Genomic DNA, 18,632 nt, shown 5'->3' with positions numbered 1-18,632 from the left:
ACTAATTATTATTTCCAAATCTTGTTGTACAACCTAAGCTTGAAGTACTTAATAAAATTCTGACTTTAAAAGTAAGTGTTAAAGACCTGCTTAAAGAAGATTAATTTATGACAAAAAATATCTCTGAAGCTGACACAAGAGCTAACTATATTGATCCAAAACTTATTGAAAGTGATTGGACTTCTGATAATATTGAAAGAGAATATTACTTCACTGATGGTAGAAAGTTACTTGGGAATCAAAGAGGGAAAAGATTATATCTTGATTATCTTTTAAAATTCAACAATATTAATTTAGGCTTAATTGAAGCTAAAAGATCTGATGAACACCCAACAAAAGGGCTTCAACAGGCTATAGACTATGCTGAAAAGTTAAAAATAGACTTCGTTTATTCTACAAATGGTAAACAGATATATGAGTTTAACAGAACAGTTGGAAAGGGAGATTATATTGAAAAGTTCCCTACTCCGCAAGAACTTTATAATCGACTTTATGGAAAAAACATTGAGTTAAAAAAGAAATTACATAACATACCATTTTATTTAACCGGCGCAATGCGTCCAAGATACTATCAAGAAATTGCCGTTAATAAAGTTCTAGAGAATATTGCTGAAGAAAAGAAGAGAATTTTATTGACCCTCGCAACAGGAACTGGTAAAACATTTATATCATTTCAAATAGTTCATAAGCTTTTTCAAGCAAAATGGAATATTGATGGAGAAAATAGAAGACCAAGAATCTTATTTTTGGCAGATAGAAATGTTTTGGCAGATCAAGCCATAAACACCTTTAACCCATACGAAAAAGATCTTGTAAAGATCAATGGTGAAGAAGTCAAAAGCAGAAATGGTGTTGTTCCAACAAATGCTTTTATATTTTTTGCTATCTATCAAGCAATTGCAGAACGAGAAAATATTGGAGCTTATTACAAATCATATCCTGCTGACTTTTTTGATTTAATTATTATTGATGAATGTCACCGTGGAAGTGCAGATGAAGATGGTTCTTGGAGAGCAATACTCTCACATTTTAATAAGGCGGTTCATTTAGGATTAACTGCAACCCCAAAAAGAGAAGACAATGTTGACACTTATAAATATTTTGGAAAGCCAATTTATGAATATTCTCTAAGTGATGGGATTAACGATGGCTTTCTAACTCCGTATAAAGTAAAAAGAATTAGAACAAATATTGACGAATATATTCATACAAATGATAACAAAGTCATTCAAGGCGAAATAAAGAAGGACAGATATGATATAAATGACTTTGACAAGAGTATAATAATCCCAAAAAGAACAGATTTAATTGCAAGAGCAATCTTAAATAATATTGGAAAAATGGAAAAGACAATTGTCTTTTGCGTAAATCAAGATCATGCCTTGGAATTAAGAGATATGATAAACAAACACAAAACTGTTTCCGATTCTAATTACTGCGTCAGAGTAACATCTGATGAAGGTAAAATTGGGAGAAATTTTTTAGAAGCGTTTCAAGATAATGATAAAGACATCCCTGTAATTCTAACATCGTCAAAAATGCTGACTACTGGTATTGATGCCAGAAATGTTAGAAATATAGTCCTTACCTCTCCTATAGGCTCAATAGTTGAGTTTAAACAAATTATTGGTAGAGGAACACGAGTTTATGATGGTAAAGATTTTTTTACAATAATTGATTTTGCTGGTGCAACAGATTTATTTTATGATTCTGCCTGGGATGGAATCCCGGAAGATGAAACTGAAACATATGAAACAGGTGAAATTAACGATGAAAAAATAAGAAAAAAAACATCAGTAACTACAATTCAAGAACCGAAGGAAGAATATGGAGAAAGAAAAGAGAAATTAATTATAGAATTAAGTAACGGAAGAATTCTAAAAGTTATTGATGTTGATATAAGATACATAGATGAAAATGGAAAACCATTAACTGTTAGAGAATTTCTTGAAAAATTAGTTGGAGAATTACCAGCCATCTACCAAGATGAAAATCATCTCCGTAAAATATGGGCCAATCCAGACACAAGAAAAGAGCTCCTAGCTCAATTAGGAACCCTAGGCTTTGAAAAAGAACAGTTAGATGCCTTACGTGACATGATTGCATCACCCGAATGTGATATTTTCGATGTCTTATCTCACATTTCTTTTAGTTCAGATATAAAAACAAGAAGAGAAAGAGCAAGTGCTGTTCGTAATGACAATTTCTTCACCATTTACCAAAATTTAAAAGCAAGGGAGTTTTTAGAATATGTTCTAAATCATTATGAAAAATTTGGGATCGAAGAATTACAACGAGAAAGACTTGGCGATTTAGTCAAACTAAAACTTGGAACACCAAAAGATGCAAAAGTTGTTTTTGGCGACATGAAAAATTTATTAGGTGCATATTATCAACTTCAACAACATATTTATCAAGCAGTATAATGGCTACATTAGAATTTAAAAGTAAGATCTCACACCATCCTCAAACAATTAGCGTGAATAATGGTATTACTACTTTTATTGGTGGTAATGGATCTGGTAAATCATCAATTTTAGAAGCAATATTTGAAAAGTACATCGAACATGATGATTTCAGAGTAATCTGTTTCAGTTCAGGACAAAATGAACTTTTTACAGAACTTTTTAACAAACATAAGCAAACAAATCAAAAATATATAAGAGAAAGAAATGAGCCAATTCAATCATTTTATTTTAATAATGAATGGATAAAGTTATTGATTTTTTGGTCTTCCATATTTAAAGAAAGTGGACTTGTTAGAACTTACTTAAAAGAAAAAGGTTATATTGAAACTGATGAACTAGGTGATGACATTTCTAGCAGACTTGACTTCAGATTTAGGATTAGAAAAAACTATGTATTTAAGATTAGAGAAGAAATTGAAAGAGAAGAATTAGGAAACAATGAAAATGATGAAGGATATGAATTACAAGAAAACTTGCTGAGAAAAACTGAATTTCATGAAACATTAGAAAAAATCATCCAAGCTTTTGATATTGATTTTGATTTTCAAAATAATGAGAATTTAGTTAAAAGATGGTTAACATTTGATTCAAGGAAAGGTTTTGAAGTATTTACACATAAAAATGTAAACAAACTATTTAGTTTTTGGGCTTTAGCAACTAATGGTTGGCTATCAAATTCCGAATTATCCGAATTCAATCTAAGATTTAAAAACAACCTCCAATTTAAACATTTAAGCGATGGTGAGTATCAAATTTTATCCACTTATGCAATAATAGATCTATTTGATAATGAAAGCACTATATTTCTTTTTGATGAAATAGATTCTCATTTATATTACAAGAATTTGAGTAAAATGTGGAAAGAACTAAATAACTGTGAAGGAATAATAATTACTACTACTCACATTTCAGAATCCATATTACATAATAAAATTGAGAATATTAAGGTAATAGAAAATGGGAGAGTCGAAGAAAGTTTAACTTTTTTAGAACTTTCGAAAAGATTAGATAGTATAGTAGGACAGAAAAACTACCAGTTTAAAATATTGTCAAGAGTTTTATACCCTGTAATCATGGACAATGTAAGTGATTGGACAATTTTTAAGAAACTAGCTGTAAAAAAACTTGGAGATGGAATATTAGAAACACTCGATAAATTTTTACCAATTGCCAAATCTTCTGGTTATGATAATCCAAACGAAATATTTGGTAAACAAAAACTTTATTTTATTGATGAGTTTAGAAAAGAAAATTTAAATAAAGAAATACTCACGAAAGAAATATTTCTAATTTGTGATAAGGATGAGCTTCCAGAAAATCAAATTTCAAATAGCTTGAATGTTAATATTCATGCAGAATTTGATAGAGTTAAAAAATTCAATAATAATCTTACAAAAACACATCTTCTATCTTGGAAGCGAAGAGAGATTGAAAATTACTTATTGTCCCCCACTCTGTTTGATGTAAAGAATTGCAATGATGCAGTAAATGCTCTTTACAATTTACCAAATTATGCTACTGGAGATAATTTAGACAACATAACAGATTTTAGAAATGGTGATTTTAAAACTATTTTAAGACCTATGTATAATTTAGATGGAATAGGATTTAATGAAGAAATGTTAGACGAAATGATTAGCCATATTCAAGCGGATGAAATTTCAAATGATATTGAAACAATATATAATTATTTAAGAGATACAATTGCATAATGAGCGACATACAAAATAAGATAGATAGAATAACGGATATACTTAGACGAGATGATGGAATTAGTGGTGCTATGCATTATACAGAGCAAATCTCTTGGGTTCTATTTCTGAAATTCTTAAATGACTATGAAATCAACAAGGCAGATGAGGCATACCTTGATGGTAACGAATATGAATATGTAATTCGCAAAGATTTACGATGGGAAAATTGGGCATGTCCTAAAGATGAAAATGGAAAATTAGATGTTAAACGGGCTCTGACTGGTAGTGATCTAATTGAGTTTGTCAATAAAACTTTATTTGATTATTTACAAAATTTTAAAAATAATAATAACAATCCAAAGTCAATAAAGTATAAAATAGGAGCAATTTTTGAATTTCTAGATAACAGAATTGTTAGTGGGCATACATTAAGAGAAGTATTAGATATTATCGACAGTTTAGATTTTCAAAGTTCTGATGAACTATTTGAGCTATCGCATATTTATGAAAATTTGCTAAAAGGTATGGGGTCTGATGGTGGAAACTCAGGCGAATTTTACACTCCAAGGGCAATTATTAAAGCCATGGTTGAAACTGTTGCCCCACAAGTAGGAGAAACTATTTATGATGGAGCTGTTGGTAGTGCTGGCTTTCTAGTTGAATCATTTGAATTCATGACATTGCCCGAAAAGAAAAAAAAGCTTTCTGCATCTGGGTGGGAAACAATCCAAACAGATACTTTTTACGGACAAGAAAAGACTTCATTAGGTTATGTAATGGGGATGATGAATATGATATTGCATGGCATTGAAAGTCCAAATGTATATAAAGGAAATACACTAACCCAAAACATTAGAGATTTTCAAGAAAAAGACCGACACAATGTAATTCTAGCCAATCCACCTTTTGGAGGTAAAGAAAAGACACAAATTCAACAAAATTTTCCAATAGAAACAAATGCAACGGAAATGTTATTCCTTCAACATTTTATGAAAATGCTGAAATTAGAAGGAAGAGCCTCTATTATAATTCCCGAAGGTGTTTTATTTCAAACAAGCAATGCCTTTAAAAAAATAAAGCAAGATCTTTTAGAAAACTTTAATGTGCATACAATTGTGAGTTTACCAAGCGGTGTTTTCCTACCTTATAGTGGAGTAAAAACCAATATTCTTTATTTTGATAGAAAAGGCTCTACTTCCAAGATTTGGTATTATGAAGTAAATCCATCATATAAGCTGACAAAAAATAAACCTATTGCTTATGAGCATATGCAAGAGTTTGTTGATTTATTTAAAAATCCAAATAAGAGAAATCAAACCAATGAAAAAACTTATGAGGGATGTAATGATTGGACGGTTTCAGTTGAAGATATAATAGATTATGATATCAGTGCAAAAAATCCACACAAAATTATAGAAGTAGAACACTTAACCCCCAAAAAGATATTATCAAAAATAAAAGATAATGAAAAGAAAATAAGTGATTTTATAAACCAAATAGAATCCTTGATACATGGATAAATTAAAAATTAAAAAACTTAGTGAAGTTTGTATAATTAATCCTAAAAAATCAGAATTAGGGAAATTCAATAACGAATTAAAAGTTTCATTTGTCCCAATGAACTTGCTCATTGAAGATAACCAAAACTTTAGTTCAAACATAATTAAACCTTTAATTGAAGTATATAAAGGTTATACTTATTTTCAAAATAATGATGTTGTTTTAGCAAAGGTAACACCATGCTTTGAAAATGGAAAATTAGGAATTGCTACAAATCTTGAAAATAATATTGGATTTGGATCTTCTGAATTTCATATTTTAAGACCTAAAGAAACTGTTTCATCCAAATGGATCTATTATTCACTTAAAACAAGCTCTTTCATACATTTAGCTAAATTAAGTATGACAGGGGCAGGAGGATTAAAAAGGGTACCTACAAAATTCATAGAAGATTGGTCAATATTTGTTCCCTCTCCTACCGAACAGAATAAAATTGTTAAAAAACTTGATACTATATTTGAAAAAATTGATAATTCAATTACACTACTTGAAGATAATTTGAATTATTCTAAAGCTTTAATAAATAGTTCTCTTGATGGAGAATTTAGTGCCTTAGAATTAAAATATAGGAAGAAAACACTTGCAGAAATTGTTACGGTTATTAATGGGCGTGCATATAAACAAAGTGAAATGTTCAATGCAGGAAAATACCCAATATTAAGAGTTGGTAATTTTTTCTCCAATAGAGGATGGTATTATTCAAATATGGAACTGGAAGAAAATAAATATTGTGAAAAAGGAGATTTATTATATGCTTGGTCTGCTTCTTTTGGTCCGAAAATATGGGATGGTGAAAAATCAATTTATCATTATCATATATGGAAGCTTGTTCCTCTTTCAGATAATGTTTCAAAGAAATTTTTATATTATCTATTAGAGAGGGACACTGACAAAATTAAAGAAGAAGGTGGTCGAGGAGTTGGAATGATTCATATTACAAAAGGAAATATAGAAAAAAGAATGATGGTTTTACCACCATTAGATGTTCAAGAACAAACTGTATCAAGAATTGAGAAATTATATAATTTACATGAAAAAATGACGAAAGAATTAAAGATAAAGTTAGACAATATGAAAGCATTAAAAAGTAGTTTACTAGATCAAGCTTTTAAAGGAGAATTATAAAATTTCTCTATTCAACTTTTAATTAAGGTACGCTCAAAATCTTTTTAGGGGTTGCCAGTCTTTGTGGCTTCGCCACTCATTGTGCTACTCAGTTTTATATACTTTCTCTACATTATTTTGTGAGGCACATTTTGTTTATTTATCACATTCGGGATTTCAGCAACATTGAGGATTGTTTGGGCGTGTCCCCTGCCCTTTTTTCAGTTGTTTATTGGTTGGTCAGGGGTCGGGCTATGCGCTTTATCTTTTGTTCGTAAACTCTCAAAAGGATGCCGCTGCTATCCCTCACGCGGAGTGGTGTTTAACGAGGAAGTGAGTCGGTTTTATGGAGGTTTATCGGTTAAAGAGTGAAAATAAAATTCCCCTTTTCCCCTGCTCTAAAAAATTAAATACCAAAGCTATTTAACATAATGCTCCGTACATTATAGGTCAAAATAGTCCTCGCAAGCTCGGTTGCCCTATAATAATATTATGTAAAATAATTGGTGTGTCTTTCATAAGGAAGTTTAGCTTTCGGAAGCATTTAGACCTATAATTAGTCATTATGTTCGGAGCCTCCGGAAATAGCCGCTCGGCCAACGCGCTTGTTTGCTAAAAATTAAATGTGTCTGGAAATAAAATTTACACATTGAATTTTCGCTGCACAATTTGCCGACGCTCGTCCTGTCGATTTAATTTTTTTTGCCAACGCTCGGAAAGCGAAATTTTATTTTGATTCGGCGTTTTTATTTTAAGCTAAGGTCTCATCTAACTTACGTTTCGTGGAGTTCGCTGGCATACAAAAAATGCCAATGTGCCTGACGGCTTTTTTTTGGCATTTTTCTATGCTGGCGCTCACACGTTAATTATCTGTTCTTTTGCCTTGATGCAAAAGAACCAAAAAATCAAGGCTATGATGCATTACTCACGGTTTATTTATTTATTTATTTATTTATTTATTTGGTGTTCGTGATTGCTTCGCAATTCGCTAAAAACCGACTGCGCTACGCTAAAATGTAAAAACTCTGAGCTACGCCCGTAAACCTTTGGTTTATGCTCAAACAGTTTACATTTTTTAACGCTTCGCTACGTCCGTTTTTAAACGCTCATTCATCAATGCCAGAGCGTGTGCTTCAAACAGAGTTTCTATTTAACATAATGTAGAGAAATTTTGCTTCAAGACAAGCTTGTTTTAATGTTATAAATCAGCGTTTTATAAAATAATAGTACTATTCCACTGCTCTATTTAATGGTTGATATACCACAGCTTTTTGCCACATATTGTGATTATGGGATGATAATTATGGAAGTTAAATACTTTACGGCAAACCGTAATTTTGCGTATTTCCAATAGCTTATCTTTGTTACTCTCGGCGTTTTTCATTTCATTGTGCTTTTATGCCGTGAAGTAAAACAAGCCCTCTTGGGTAGTCAATTCCTAATCAGAATGTTTTATCTTGAAAAAAGCATAATTTAGAAACTTCATTTGCCAATAGTTGTTAATTATTTTAACTAAAAACAGTATATTTGAGATTTATGATACATACCGATATGCCAAACAAGAAAATACACCAAGGTCGAAATATAAAGCGTTTCCGTGAAATGCTGGGCATCAAGCAAGAGGCCCTAGCCTACGAATTGGGCGAAGACTGGAACCAAAAGAAAATCTCTCTCCTGGAACAAAAAGAGTCCGTAGAAAAGGATATTTTAGAACAAGTGGCTAAAATTTTAAAATTGCCTGTGGAAGCCATTGAAAATTTTGACGAGGAACAGGCAGTAAATATTATCTCAAATACATTCAATACACATGACCAATCAAATGGTATGAATGTCCACCCTACTTTTAATTTTAATCCTCTTGATAAAATGGTGGAATTATACGAACGTATGATTCAACAACAAAAGGAAATGATTGAGAAGTTGGAAAGGTTGATTGAGGGGAAATAATATACTTTACTATTAGTGATATCGTGAAAATTGAGGTTAACATACAATAAAAACTAATGACTAAGCAAAAGCATACTACAAAAATTACTTATAAAAGTATTGAACAAAGCTTAAACAAAGATTACAAAAAATCTTTAGCTGAGTATATTTGGAATGGCTTTGATGCTAACGCCAAGCAAGTTTCAATTATTTATGATGCAAATCAGCTTGGGTATTTTCATAAATTACATATTGAAGATAATGGTGTTGGGATAGATATTAATACTATTGACCAAACATTTGGACAATTTTTAGATTCTCAAAAACAGGTTTCAAATACTCATAATGGTATTGTAAAAGGTAAAAAAGGAAAAGGACGATTTTCTTTTATCGGTTTTTGTAATCAAGCCATTTGGAAAACAACTTTTAGACAAGGAAATAAACAACTCTCCTATGATATCCTTTTAAACAAAGGAACTTTACCTTCGTTTGAAACATCAAACAATATTTCTTCAAAAACTAAAAAAACAGGAACAACTGTTGAGTTTAATGATTTTACAGAATTAACAGCTGACCTATTAGAAAATGAAGATTTTTTTGATTTTTTAACCGCTGAATTTGGGTGGTATCTATTTTTAAATAGAAATGAAAATTATGCTCTCAATGTCAATAATATCTATGTTGATTATAAAGATGTTATTGAATATTCAGTTTCTGATAATTTTAAATATGGTAATCATGAATTTAAAATTGATTTCGTAAAATGGAAAAGGAACATTGGAGATAAATATTATTACTATTTCTTAAATGATAGTTTAAAAATAGTCGACAGACAGCATACTTCCTTTAATAATAAAACAGAAGATTTTCATCATTCTGTTTATATCAACTCTCCTTATTTCGACAATTTCTTACCATCTAGTAAAGAAGATTCAAATCCCACTTTTAATGAATTAGGTAACACTAAAAATGATAGAACGTTTAAAGCTTTGATTCAGTACCTTAATCATTTAGTTGCTGAACAGGAAAAGAATTTCGTAAGAGAAAAGAAAGCAGAAAAATTAATTGAAGATTTCAGACGAAAAAATATTTTCCCTAAGTTCCGAAATAATTCCTACGACAGAATAAGGGAAAAAGATTTAGAGAATGTTGTAAAAGAAATATATTGTCTAAATCCCAAAATATTCCAAGGACTGAAAGACCAACAGAGTAAAACAATAGTAGGCTTTTTAAATTTATTGCTTGATAGTGAACAACGAGATAATATATTAACAATATTAGAAAGTTTAATTGACCTTAGCGATGAAGAACGGTTAGAATTTGCAAAAGTATTAGAAGATACAAAAGTAATTCACATTACAGCATTAATAAACGAACTAAAAAACCGATTTAATACTGTTACGATATTAAAAAAATTAGTTATTGAATTAGAAAAATTCACTAACGAAAGAGACCATATTCAAAAGGTTATTGAAAATAATTATTGGTTATTTGGAGAGCAGTATCATCTAGTTAGTGCTGACGTAAATTTTGAAACTACTTTAAATAATTATCTATCATTTATAGAAAGCGGTAAAAAAGAGAAATCGTATCTGACATCAAAAAATAAATTAAAAAGACCAGACATTTTCATTGCCAGAAAAATCCAATCTAATGAGGTTATCAATGATGAGTTAAGTATTGAAGAAAATATAATTGTAGAGTTAAAACGACCAACTGTTGTTATCGGAAAGGAACAATATGACCAAATTGAAGCGTATATTCGTTTTATTATCTCTGAACCTCAATTTAATAGCGAACTAAGAAAATGGAAATTAATTTTAATTGGTAAATCTGTTGATGAATGGATTAAGGATAAATATGAATCTCAGAAAAATAAAGGAAAAAAATTCCTAGTTGAAAGCGTTAAAAACTATGAGATTTATGCAATGAAATGGGATGACTTGTTTAAAATATTTGAAATTAGACATAAGCATTTGATTGAAAATCTTGACTTCAAAGAAACAGTTATTGAGAACCTAATGGAATCCGGAGATATTAAAGAATTACCTTTTATACTAACTAAATCAGCTACAGGATAATAACTTCTTAATTATTAATAATATCAAAGAGGTTATATAGTCAACATTTACAAGAAGATTATTTTGTTTATATTTACCTATAATTATTATTAATAATTACTGATGACAAAACAAATGAGTATAGATGATTTGTATTTATATCGTATGACACACATTGAGAATATTCCACATATCCTCGCACACGGTATAACGCATAAAACTTCTCATAATTCTAATCCTAACTTTGTTAGCATTGGAGACGTAAGCCTTATAGATACTAGAAGTAGAAAAGAAGTTAGTATAAATAATGGAAACATAAACAATTTGTACGCCCCCACTATTACCTTAGGAGATTATATTCCGTTCTATTTGGGTGTAAAAATGCCGATGCTTTATGTTATGCAACATGGTGGTAATTTTGTTGTACAAGCAACTCCTCCTCAAAACATAGTATATGTTGTTTGTAGAATAAAAAATATTGTAAATGCAGGAATGACATTTTATTTTTCTGATGGGCATGGTACAGATAGTTTAACTTCTTTCTATGATACAAGCCAAATAAATAATTTGCCTAATATTATAGATTGGACAGCAATTAAAACTTCCTACTGGGCAGGTTCTGAAAATTTAGATCTTAAAAGAAAAAAACAAGCAGAGTTTTTAATTTCTGAAGATATACCTGCTAATTTCATAGCAGGATATGTTTGCTATAACAATACTGCAAAACAGCAATTAATTAATATGGGGATTGCTGATGAAAAAATAAAAATGATTCCCCGAGCTTATTATTAAAAAAACAAAAGATGATACAATACATTACGGGAAATATACTTGATAGTAGCGCCGAAGCACTTATCAATACAGTCAATACAGATGGTGTTATGGGTAAAGGTATTGCCTTGCAGTTCAAAAAAGCTTTTCCAAATAACTTTAAAGCTTATGCAAAGGCATGTAAAGAAAATAAAGTTGATATTGGTCGTTTATTTGTTTTTAAAGACAGTAATTTTGACTCTGGAGATAAAATAATAATAAATTTTCCAACCAAAAAAAGTTGGAGAAAACCATCTGAATATAGTTACATTGAGGCTGGTCTAGATGATTTAATTAATGTAATCAACGACAATAAAATAAAGAGTATTGCCCTTCCGCCTTTAGGAGCAGGTAATGGGGGGTTAGAATGGGAAAGAGTAAAAAAAATAATAAATCAGAAATTACAAAATTTAGATATTAATATTTTTGTGTACGAGCCTACCCAAGAAATCAAGGAACATCTTAAAAATGAGAGAGTAAAATTAACAGACGCTCGAGCATTACTACTTTACGTTTTATATGATTTAGTAAGAAATGGAGAATACGTATCAGAGTTTTCCAGCGAAAAAGTATGCTATTTTTTACAAAGATTTGGAGCAAAAGAATACTTTAAACTAGAATTTGAACCAAAATTTTATGGTCCATATTCGGGCAAGGTTAGATTTGTACTAAATGCATTGAATGGTAGTTATCTTATGGGATATAGTGACATGAATAAAAAGCCTTTTGAACCACTGACTTTGATTTCTGACGGATATGAAACTGTAAAAGCTCATGTTGAAAACAATCCCGTTCTTCACAAAATCGCTCAAAATACGATTACATTTTTAAATGGTTTTTATTCTGATTTTGCATTAGAACTATTGTCAAGTATTGATTATGTTGCTATCAAAAGCGATACTTTCAACAACTTAATCATTACAAAAAAATTAGAAGAATGGAGTGATAGAAAACGAAGTCTTATTTCTAATCCAAACTATATTAATATTTCTCTAAATCATATACAAAAAGCTTCATTCACACATCCTTAAAAAGTTTTAAATACATATTTCTTTAAATAGAAATGTACTTCGTAACTCATTGCTATTTTCATTCGGTTATGTACCCTACTCTATTTTATGACGGGTTTGCGTGAGGGATAGCAGCGAAAAGCCCACAGCGAGGTACGAGCGAGGACTTGTAGCGGATAGCCCGACCCGGAGGGGCACGCCCAAAGGAAAATGTTTTTAAAAGGTAGGCATCGTCTGTGGCTCCACAATTGGCTAAAAACCGATTGCACTAGGGTCGGTTATTTTATCTTGATTTGTCCGTTTACAAACCGCAGTTGCTCGAATACTTCGGGATGTACCATTGCTTTGATTTTCTTTCTGAGAAGTCTACTACTTTCGTCTTGGATTCGGGCTAAGAGTTTGGTGTCTAGCGTGTTTGGGTCTTCTTTTTCGACTACTATCCTATTCTGGTATATGGAAATTGTGAGCTTGTCGCCTTCGTTGAATCCGCATTTGCGAACCCATTTGCCCAGGAGCATTATTCGGGATGCGTAGTCGTTTTTGTTGTAGCCTTCACTGTTCATGTAAATGGCAGATACCGTAAGGCGGCGCATTTCAATGAGTTCGTCCTTGCTTTGGTTTTCTGGCTTTTTTTCGGTGTTTTTGGTGCTCATATATCGTGTTTTTTGGAAGTTATTACAGTGTAGAGAAATTATTTAATCCATTTAATCTCTCCGTTTTTAAAGCTTAGTCGATTGAATATATCCGGACTTACAAGCTGTCTGACTCGCTCCCGAACGTATTTCTCGTTGGCTTTCTGCTCACGTGCCAGCACTTTGGGGTTTATGGTATTGGGTTTTTGCTTTTCTATGACGAGCCTGTTGCGGTAGACACTTACTGTGAGTTTGTCGTTTGGTTTGAATCCGCATTTGTCAATCCATCTGCCCTGTAGCTGGACTTTGGAGCAGCATTCGTGCGGGTTGTAATGTCCTTTTATGGGGATGCGATTTACGGTGATGTAACGGGTGTCCAATACGATTTGGTTTTCTTCCTCTTCTGTTAAAAATCTTACGTTGCACATAATTTGGTGTGTTTTTATGGTGGATATTGAATAAATACGGTTTCCCGTAATTTGGCGTATTTGGATTGGTTTATATTTGTTTCCGTCAGTGTTTTTTATATCATTGTGCAATGATGTTGTGAAGTAAGGGAAGGTTTGCGGGATAATGAATTCCGTTTCAGGATGTTTTATTCCGAAAAAAGCATAATTTAGAAACTTCATTTGCCAATAGTTGTTAATTATTTTAACTAAAAAGAGTATATTTGAGATTTATGATACATACCAATATGCCAAACAAGAAAATACACCAAGGTCGAAACATAAAGCGTTTCCGTGAAATGCTCGGCATCAAGCAAGACGCCCTAGCCTACGAATTGGGCGAAGACTGGAACCAAAAGAAAATCTCTCTCCTGGAACAAAAAGAATCCGTAGAAAAGGATATTTTAGAACAAGTGGCTAAAATCCTGAAAGTGCCTACCGAGGCTATTGAAAATTTTGACGAGGAACAAGCGGTAAATATTATCTCAAATACATTTACAAGTAACGACACATCAACTTTAAACGCTATAAATATTCAGCCGACTTTCAATCCTCTTGATAAGATGGTTGAGCTTTATGAACGTATGCTTCAGCAGCAAAAGGAAATGATTGAGAAGTTGGAGAGGTTGATTGAGGGGAAATAAATATTTGGCATCACAAGATTTGTAAGCATGCAACTAAAACCTTATCAAATAATTAGAGATGAAGATTACAATGATGCCAAAATTGTAATTAAAGCCTCAGATTTTGAAGGCGTTTCTTTTCAAGATGGACGAATGACATTTAGCTTTATTAATTGTCATTTTACAAAATTGAAAATTGAAAACGATGAAGCCATTGAATTTCCAAACATATATATTCAATTCACAGATTGTTTTATAGGAGAAATAAAAGTTGATAAAATTACAACTACAAATCTTTCAATTTTCTTTGGAAGTTCAATTTTAGATGGGCAAATAAAAAATGAGAATCTAAAAAGTGTTACCGTAAATAATTGTCTTCTAAATAATTCATTATTTCTACTTAATTTAAAGAATGTCACAGTTTCTTATACCGAAGAAAATATAGTTCCACATCGTTGGACTAGAATCTATTATAAATATGGTAAGCCTGTTGTTGATTTTCTTAAAGTAAAGCAATCATTTTACATCTATGATTGTGAAGATATTATTTTTACAGTTAATGAAAAAGAAGTAAAAGATGAAAACAATGCTGATAATTGTTTGACTGACGAAGTAAAGAAAAAAATTGAAATTAGTTTAAACCTTAAGTATTCTGCGGATAGAGAACATAAATTAACTAAGATAATTAATGCCAAATTATTAGCGCTATCAATCAGTGGATATTCAACAGGAGAATTATTAATTGAAAATAGTGAAATAGATAATTGGTATATTCATAATTTTTCTACACAATTAGGAGCAACTTTCTATAATATAAGACCATTTAGAAAAGAATCTGAAGAAAAGAAATTGGAAATACGTGAATCAAATCTTGACAAAGTCTGGTTTGATAATTTTGCATTTGATGATTATTCTACAATATCTCTTTATAGAAATAAGTTCGGGCAAACTACTTTTACAGCCTGTGATTTCCCAAACGACTACAAGGATTTTGGCAAAATTCAAACCATAGAGAACATTCATTATCCTGACAAAAAAGACAAAAATTATTTCAAAACACGATATGAGGTATTTCTACAATTCAGGAAATTACTAGAAGCATCGGGGAATTTTTATGAAGCTCAAAAATTTCATGCAGTGTCTAATGAGGCTCTTATGAATGTTGAAAATTTACCATTCTGGGATAGACAAATTTTAAAGATAAATAGCTCGTCAAATAATCATGGATTATCAATAAAAGAGCCTTTTATTGCAACTGTATTTATATCAATCGCATTCTATTTACTATACCTGCTAAGTTTAGGCAGATTGTTTGCTTCGACATCGTTTGATTGGAATTTATTTGGTTATTACTTCTCTTTCCTAGACATAACGCATCGGTCAGACTTTTTAGTAAAGAAAGAAGAACTTAACGGTTTCGCCTTGACAATTGACTATCTTAATAAAATCATTATCGGATTCTTGATTTATCAGTTCATCGCTGCTTTTAGAAAGTATGGGAAGAAGTAAAACTGTTAATTGCAATTATTCCTTATAGCATATTCATTATGAAAAGACCTTACGTTTGGCAAATGATTAAAGAGGCCGTTAATAATCTTAATGGGAAAGCATCTTATACAGATATTAGAAATTATATTCAGAATAAATGGAATGATGTAAATCCTTTAACTATTAATGCTCAAATAATAGTGCTAACGGTTAATCATAATTCCAGAATTCATTATCCCGAAAATCAAAAGCCTCGTCTAACAAATTCGGACTCAGTATATGATTTTTTATATACTACTGGCAGAGGGAAAGTTATAAAGTATGATATAATTAAACATGGAGTTTGGGAAATATTTGAAGCTGGAAATAAAAAATTTAAGATCAAAGAATTTCAAAAAGGACACTCAATGAATACCTTTCTTTTTGCTTGGAATCCTGAAAAATGGAATTGGGAAAATCTAGAACAGAATATTGAACAACTGGAAAATACCGGAAAAGCAAGTGAAAGATGGAGTTGTGCAAGTCATAAAAAAATTAAATTAGGTGATAGAGCATTTTTAGTAAGATTAGGATCTGAACCTAGAGGAATTTTTGCATCGGGTTATGTTGCATCCTACCCTTTTATAGCTGAGCATTGGAAGATCAAAGATAAAGAAATCCCTCGTATTCTAATTGATTTTGATATTTTACTAAACCCTAATGAAGAACCAATTTTAGAATTAGACATTCTAAAAACAGGAAACTTAAAAAATCAAAATTGGACACCTCAATCTTCTGGTATATCAATTAAACCGGAAATTGTGGAGGAGTTAGAAGCTATGTGGTTTAACTTCATTACAACACAAGAAATTAAAAATAATCCTTACTTACCTTCAAACAATGAAGAAGGTAAAACTTATACAGAAGGAGCATTAAATCAAATAATACAAACACGATATGAAAGAAACCCATATGCAAGAGCAGCTTGTATTAGCCATTATGGATATTCTTGTAGTGTTTGCCAATTGAATTTTGAGAAACGTTTTGGAAAAATTGGTAAAGATTTCATACACGTTCATCATTTGACACAAATTTCAATGATAAAAAAAAAATATGTTGTTGATCCAATAAAAGATTTACGTCCAGTTTGTCCTAATTGTCATGCAATGTTACATAAACAAAAACCTCCATTAACAATTGAAGAGTTAAAAACAATTCTTACTGAAAACACCAAATAAAAAAATCAATTATGACACAGTGGCTTAATAACAAATATGGTACAAATTTTAACGAGCAGCAACTCGAACATATTAAGAACTTTTCTTTAATGTGGAACGTATTTGAGGGAAAGATATGTAATACCCATTTTACAATTACTCAGTTTAGTCAAGAATTGGCTAATCGTAATATAGATGTAAATTTATTTCAAAAACATTTTGATTATTTTAAAAACCGTTATACTGATAATGGTGCTATCAATAATCGTTTTCAGTTTCTTTATTTTCGACCTAATGATAGAAGAACTTTAGTTGAAGATGTCTTGTTAGGAAATAACACAAACCCAAATGATATCATTCTTGCTATCACAATTATTGTGTTTAGATTTAGAAACAATCTTTTTCATGGATTAAAAGAATTTCAAAACATTGATAATCAAAATGAAAATTTTGAAATCGCAAATGATTTTCTCTCTATATTAATTGACAATTTCTAGTTATACAGAAATTAGAGAAAAAGATAAATGGGCAGAGATTGAGATTAGAAACAGATATCAACGTATTTCTGAATTTATTGTAAAGTATCTTGACGCTTCTAATTTATAGTTAAGACACGGTTCATCCTCATTGGGCTATGTCTCCTAGTATTTTTAAGCAGAGATTGTGTGAGAGATAGAAACGAAAAGCCCACGGCGAAGCACAAGCGAGGGACTTGTAGCATAAGTGAAGAAAAGCAATATTCATTTGCTTTTAATGAAACTTGCGAACAAAGTTCTGCTATTTCCAGGCACATTAGGGATTGTTATGGGTATCTCCTGCCCTTTTTGGTTGTTTGAGGAAAATACAAGTTTTGGATATTTATCCATATACTAAAATGTGTTAATTAAGGTGTTTAAAGAACAAAAACATCAGAAATTCAAATGCTTATCTCTAATACATTTAAATGAATAATGTATCGTCTATGCAAATAAAAAAAGGAGTAAACTTCACTCCTGTTTCGATCCTATGAAAGGTGTCTGTTATTAACAATATTTTGTATATTTTTGTGTAAAATACACCCTGTTTTTTTGATAGCAAAAGAATAAAACTAATTGGGATAATTTTCATGAAGGCCAGAAAAATAATAAATAGCATTTACGGATTTTAAAAGGAATTATTTGCTAAATTATTATCTAGAAAGAGAAACAATGACAGATGTACATTCAAAAGAAGTTAGAAGCTTTAATATGAGCCAGATAAAAGGTAAGGATACTAAACCTGAACTTTTAGTAAGAAAGTTTCTATTTGCAAAAGGTTTGCGGTATAGGCTGTATGACAAAAAACTTCCCGGAAAGCCCGATATAGTATTACCCAAATATAATACAGTAATTTTCATACATGGATGTTTTTGGCATGGGCATGAAAACTGCAAATATTTTATTCTACCCAAAACAAAAACAGAATGGTGGAAACAGAAAATAGAAAATACAATACAAAGAGATAATATGGTGATTGAACAACTGGCAGATTTGGAATGGAATATACATACTGTATGGGAATGTGAACTAAAGCCGGAAAAAAGAGAGTTAACTTTGAATAAAATATATAATACAATAACAGCAAATAATAACTAAAC

At 30.9% G+C, this 18,632-nt stretch carries 15 protein-coding genes; 13 read left to right on the top strand and 2 right to left on the bottom strand.

Annotated features, from left to right (window positions below; genetic code table 11):
- Positions 1–107 precede the first annotated feature (107 nt).
- The 8 genes from hsdR to darG all read left to right on the top strand — a co-directional run bounded on the left by hsdR (position 108) and on the right by darG (position 12,653).
- Positions 108–2,426, top strand: a complete 2,319-nt coding sequence (hsdR, locus tag B0G92_RS13210; RefSeq protein ID WP_101472559.1) for an EcoAI/FtnUII family type I restriction enzme subunit R — start codon at positions 108–110, stop codon at positions 2,424–2,426.
- Positions 2,426–4,180 carry an AAA family ATPase gene (locus B0G92_RS13205; protein ID WP_078691055.1) on the top strand — a complete coding sequence of 585 codons (1,755 nt, stop codon included), beginning with the start codon at positions 2,426–2,428 and terminating at the stop codon, positions 4,178–4,180. Before hsdR ends, B0G92_RS13205 begins: the two co-directional genes overlap by 1 nt.
- On the top strand, positions 4,180–5,682 hold the full coding sequence (locus B0G92_RS13200; protein WP_101472558.1) for a class I SAM-dependent DNA methyltransferase: 1,503 nt from the start codon (positions 4,180–4,182) through the stop codon (positions 5,680–5,682). The genes B0G92_RS13205 and B0G92_RS13200 overlap by 1 nt, the downstream gene beginning before the upstream one ends.
- Complete coding sequence (locus tag B0G92_RS13195) at positions 5,675–6,847, top strand: restriction endonuclease subunit S (RefSeq protein WP_078691057.1); 1,173 nt, start codon at positions 5,675–5,677, stop codon at positions 6,845–6,847. Before B0G92_RS13200 ends, B0G92_RS13195 begins: the two co-directional genes overlap by 8 nt.
- A 1,515-nt stretch (positions 6,848–8,362) precedes the next feature.
- A complete protein-coding gene (locus tag B0G92_RS13190; protein WP_101472557.1) occupies positions 8,363–8,773 on the top strand; it encodes a helix-turn-helix transcriptional regulator in 411 nt (136 codons plus the stop codon).
- 56 nt (positions 8,774–8,829) lie between these two features.
- A complete protein-coding gene (locus B0G92_RS13185; RefSeq protein WP_101472556.1) occupies positions 8,830–10,833 on the top strand; it encodes an ATP-binding protein in 2,004 nt (667 codons plus the stop codon).
- Between the two features lie 102 nt (positions 10,834–10,935).
- Entirely contained in the window at positions 10,936–11,604 is a 669-nt protein-coding gene (gene darT / locus B0G92_RS13180; protein WP_245867877.1) for a type II toxin-antitoxin system toxin DNA ADP-ribosyl transferase DarT, read from the top strand.
- An 11-nt stretch (positions 11,605–11,615) separates the two neighbouring features.
- Complete coding sequence (darG, locus tag B0G92_RS13175; RefSeq protein WP_101472555.1) at positions 11,616–12,653, top strand: type II toxin-antitoxin system antitoxin DNA ADP-ribosyl glycohydrolase DarG; 1,038 nt, start codon at positions 11,616–11,618, stop codon at positions 12,651–12,653.
- A gap of 257 nt (positions 12,654–12,910) precedes the next feature.
- Here darG and B0G92_RS13170 read toward each other — a convergent pair whose 3' ends face one another.
- On the bottom strand, positions 12,911–13,285 hold the full coding sequence (locus B0G92_RS13170) for a SymE family type I addiction module toxin (RefSeq protein ID WP_101472554.1): 375 nt from the start codon (positions 13,283–13,285) through the stop codon (positions 12,911–12,913).
- A 38-nt stretch (positions 13,286–13,323) separates the two neighbouring features.
- Entirely contained in the window at positions 13,324–13,893 is a 570-nt protein-coding gene (locus tag B0G92_RS16810) for a SymE family type I addiction module toxin (RefSeq protein WP_245867874.1), read from the bottom strand.
- A 50-nt stretch (positions 13,894–13,943) separates the two neighbouring features.
- Between B0G92_RS16810 and B0G92_RS13160 the strand changes: the two genes are divergently transcribed.
- The 5 genes from B0G92_RS13160 to B0G92_RS13140 all read left to right on the top strand — a co-directional run bounded on the left by B0G92_RS13160 (position 13,944) and on the right by B0G92_RS13140 (position 18,630).
- Positions 13,944–14,354, top strand: a complete 411-nt coding sequence (locus B0G92_RS13160; protein ID WP_101472553.1) for a helix-turn-helix domain-containing protein — start codon at positions 13,944–13,946, stop codon at positions 14,352–14,354.
- Positions 14,355–14,381: 27 nt separating this feature from the next.
- Positions 14,382–15,842 (top strand): hypothetical protein, encoded by a 1,461-nt coding sequence (locus tag B0G92_RS13155; RefSeq protein ID WP_101472552.1) that lies wholly within the window; start codon positions 14,382–14,384, stop codon positions 15,840–15,842.
- Positions 15,843–15,880: 38 nt separating this feature from the next.
- The gene (locus B0G92_RS13150; protein WP_245867871.1) at positions 15,881–17,038 is read left to right on the top strand and encodes an HNH endonuclease; all 1,158 of its coding nucleotides are present in this window, start codon (positions 15,881–15,883) and stop codon (positions 17,036–17,038) included.
- An 11-nt stretch (positions 17,039–17,049) separates the two neighbouring features.
- Entirely contained in the window at positions 17,050–17,514 is a 465-nt protein-coding gene (locus B0G92_RS13145) for a hypothetical protein (protein WP_101472551.1), read from the top strand.
- Between the two features lie 690 nt (positions 17,515–18,204).
- Positions 18,205–18,630, top strand: coding sequence for a very short patch repair endonuclease (locus B0G92_RS13140; protein ID WP_101472550.1), 426 nt, complete (start codon positions 18,205–18,207; stop codon positions 18,628–18,630).
- Positions 18,631–18,632: the final 2 nt, after the last annotated feature.

Origin of the sequence: Flavobacterium lindanitolerans, from assembly GCF_002846575.1 — a bacterium.
Lineage (GTDB): Bacteria > Bacteroidota > Bacteroidia > Flavobacteriales > Flavobacteriaceae > Flavobacterium > Flavobacterium lindanitolerans.
Note: the sequence above shows the minus strand (reverse complement) of the source record. Positions and strands in the feature narration are given on the sequence as shown.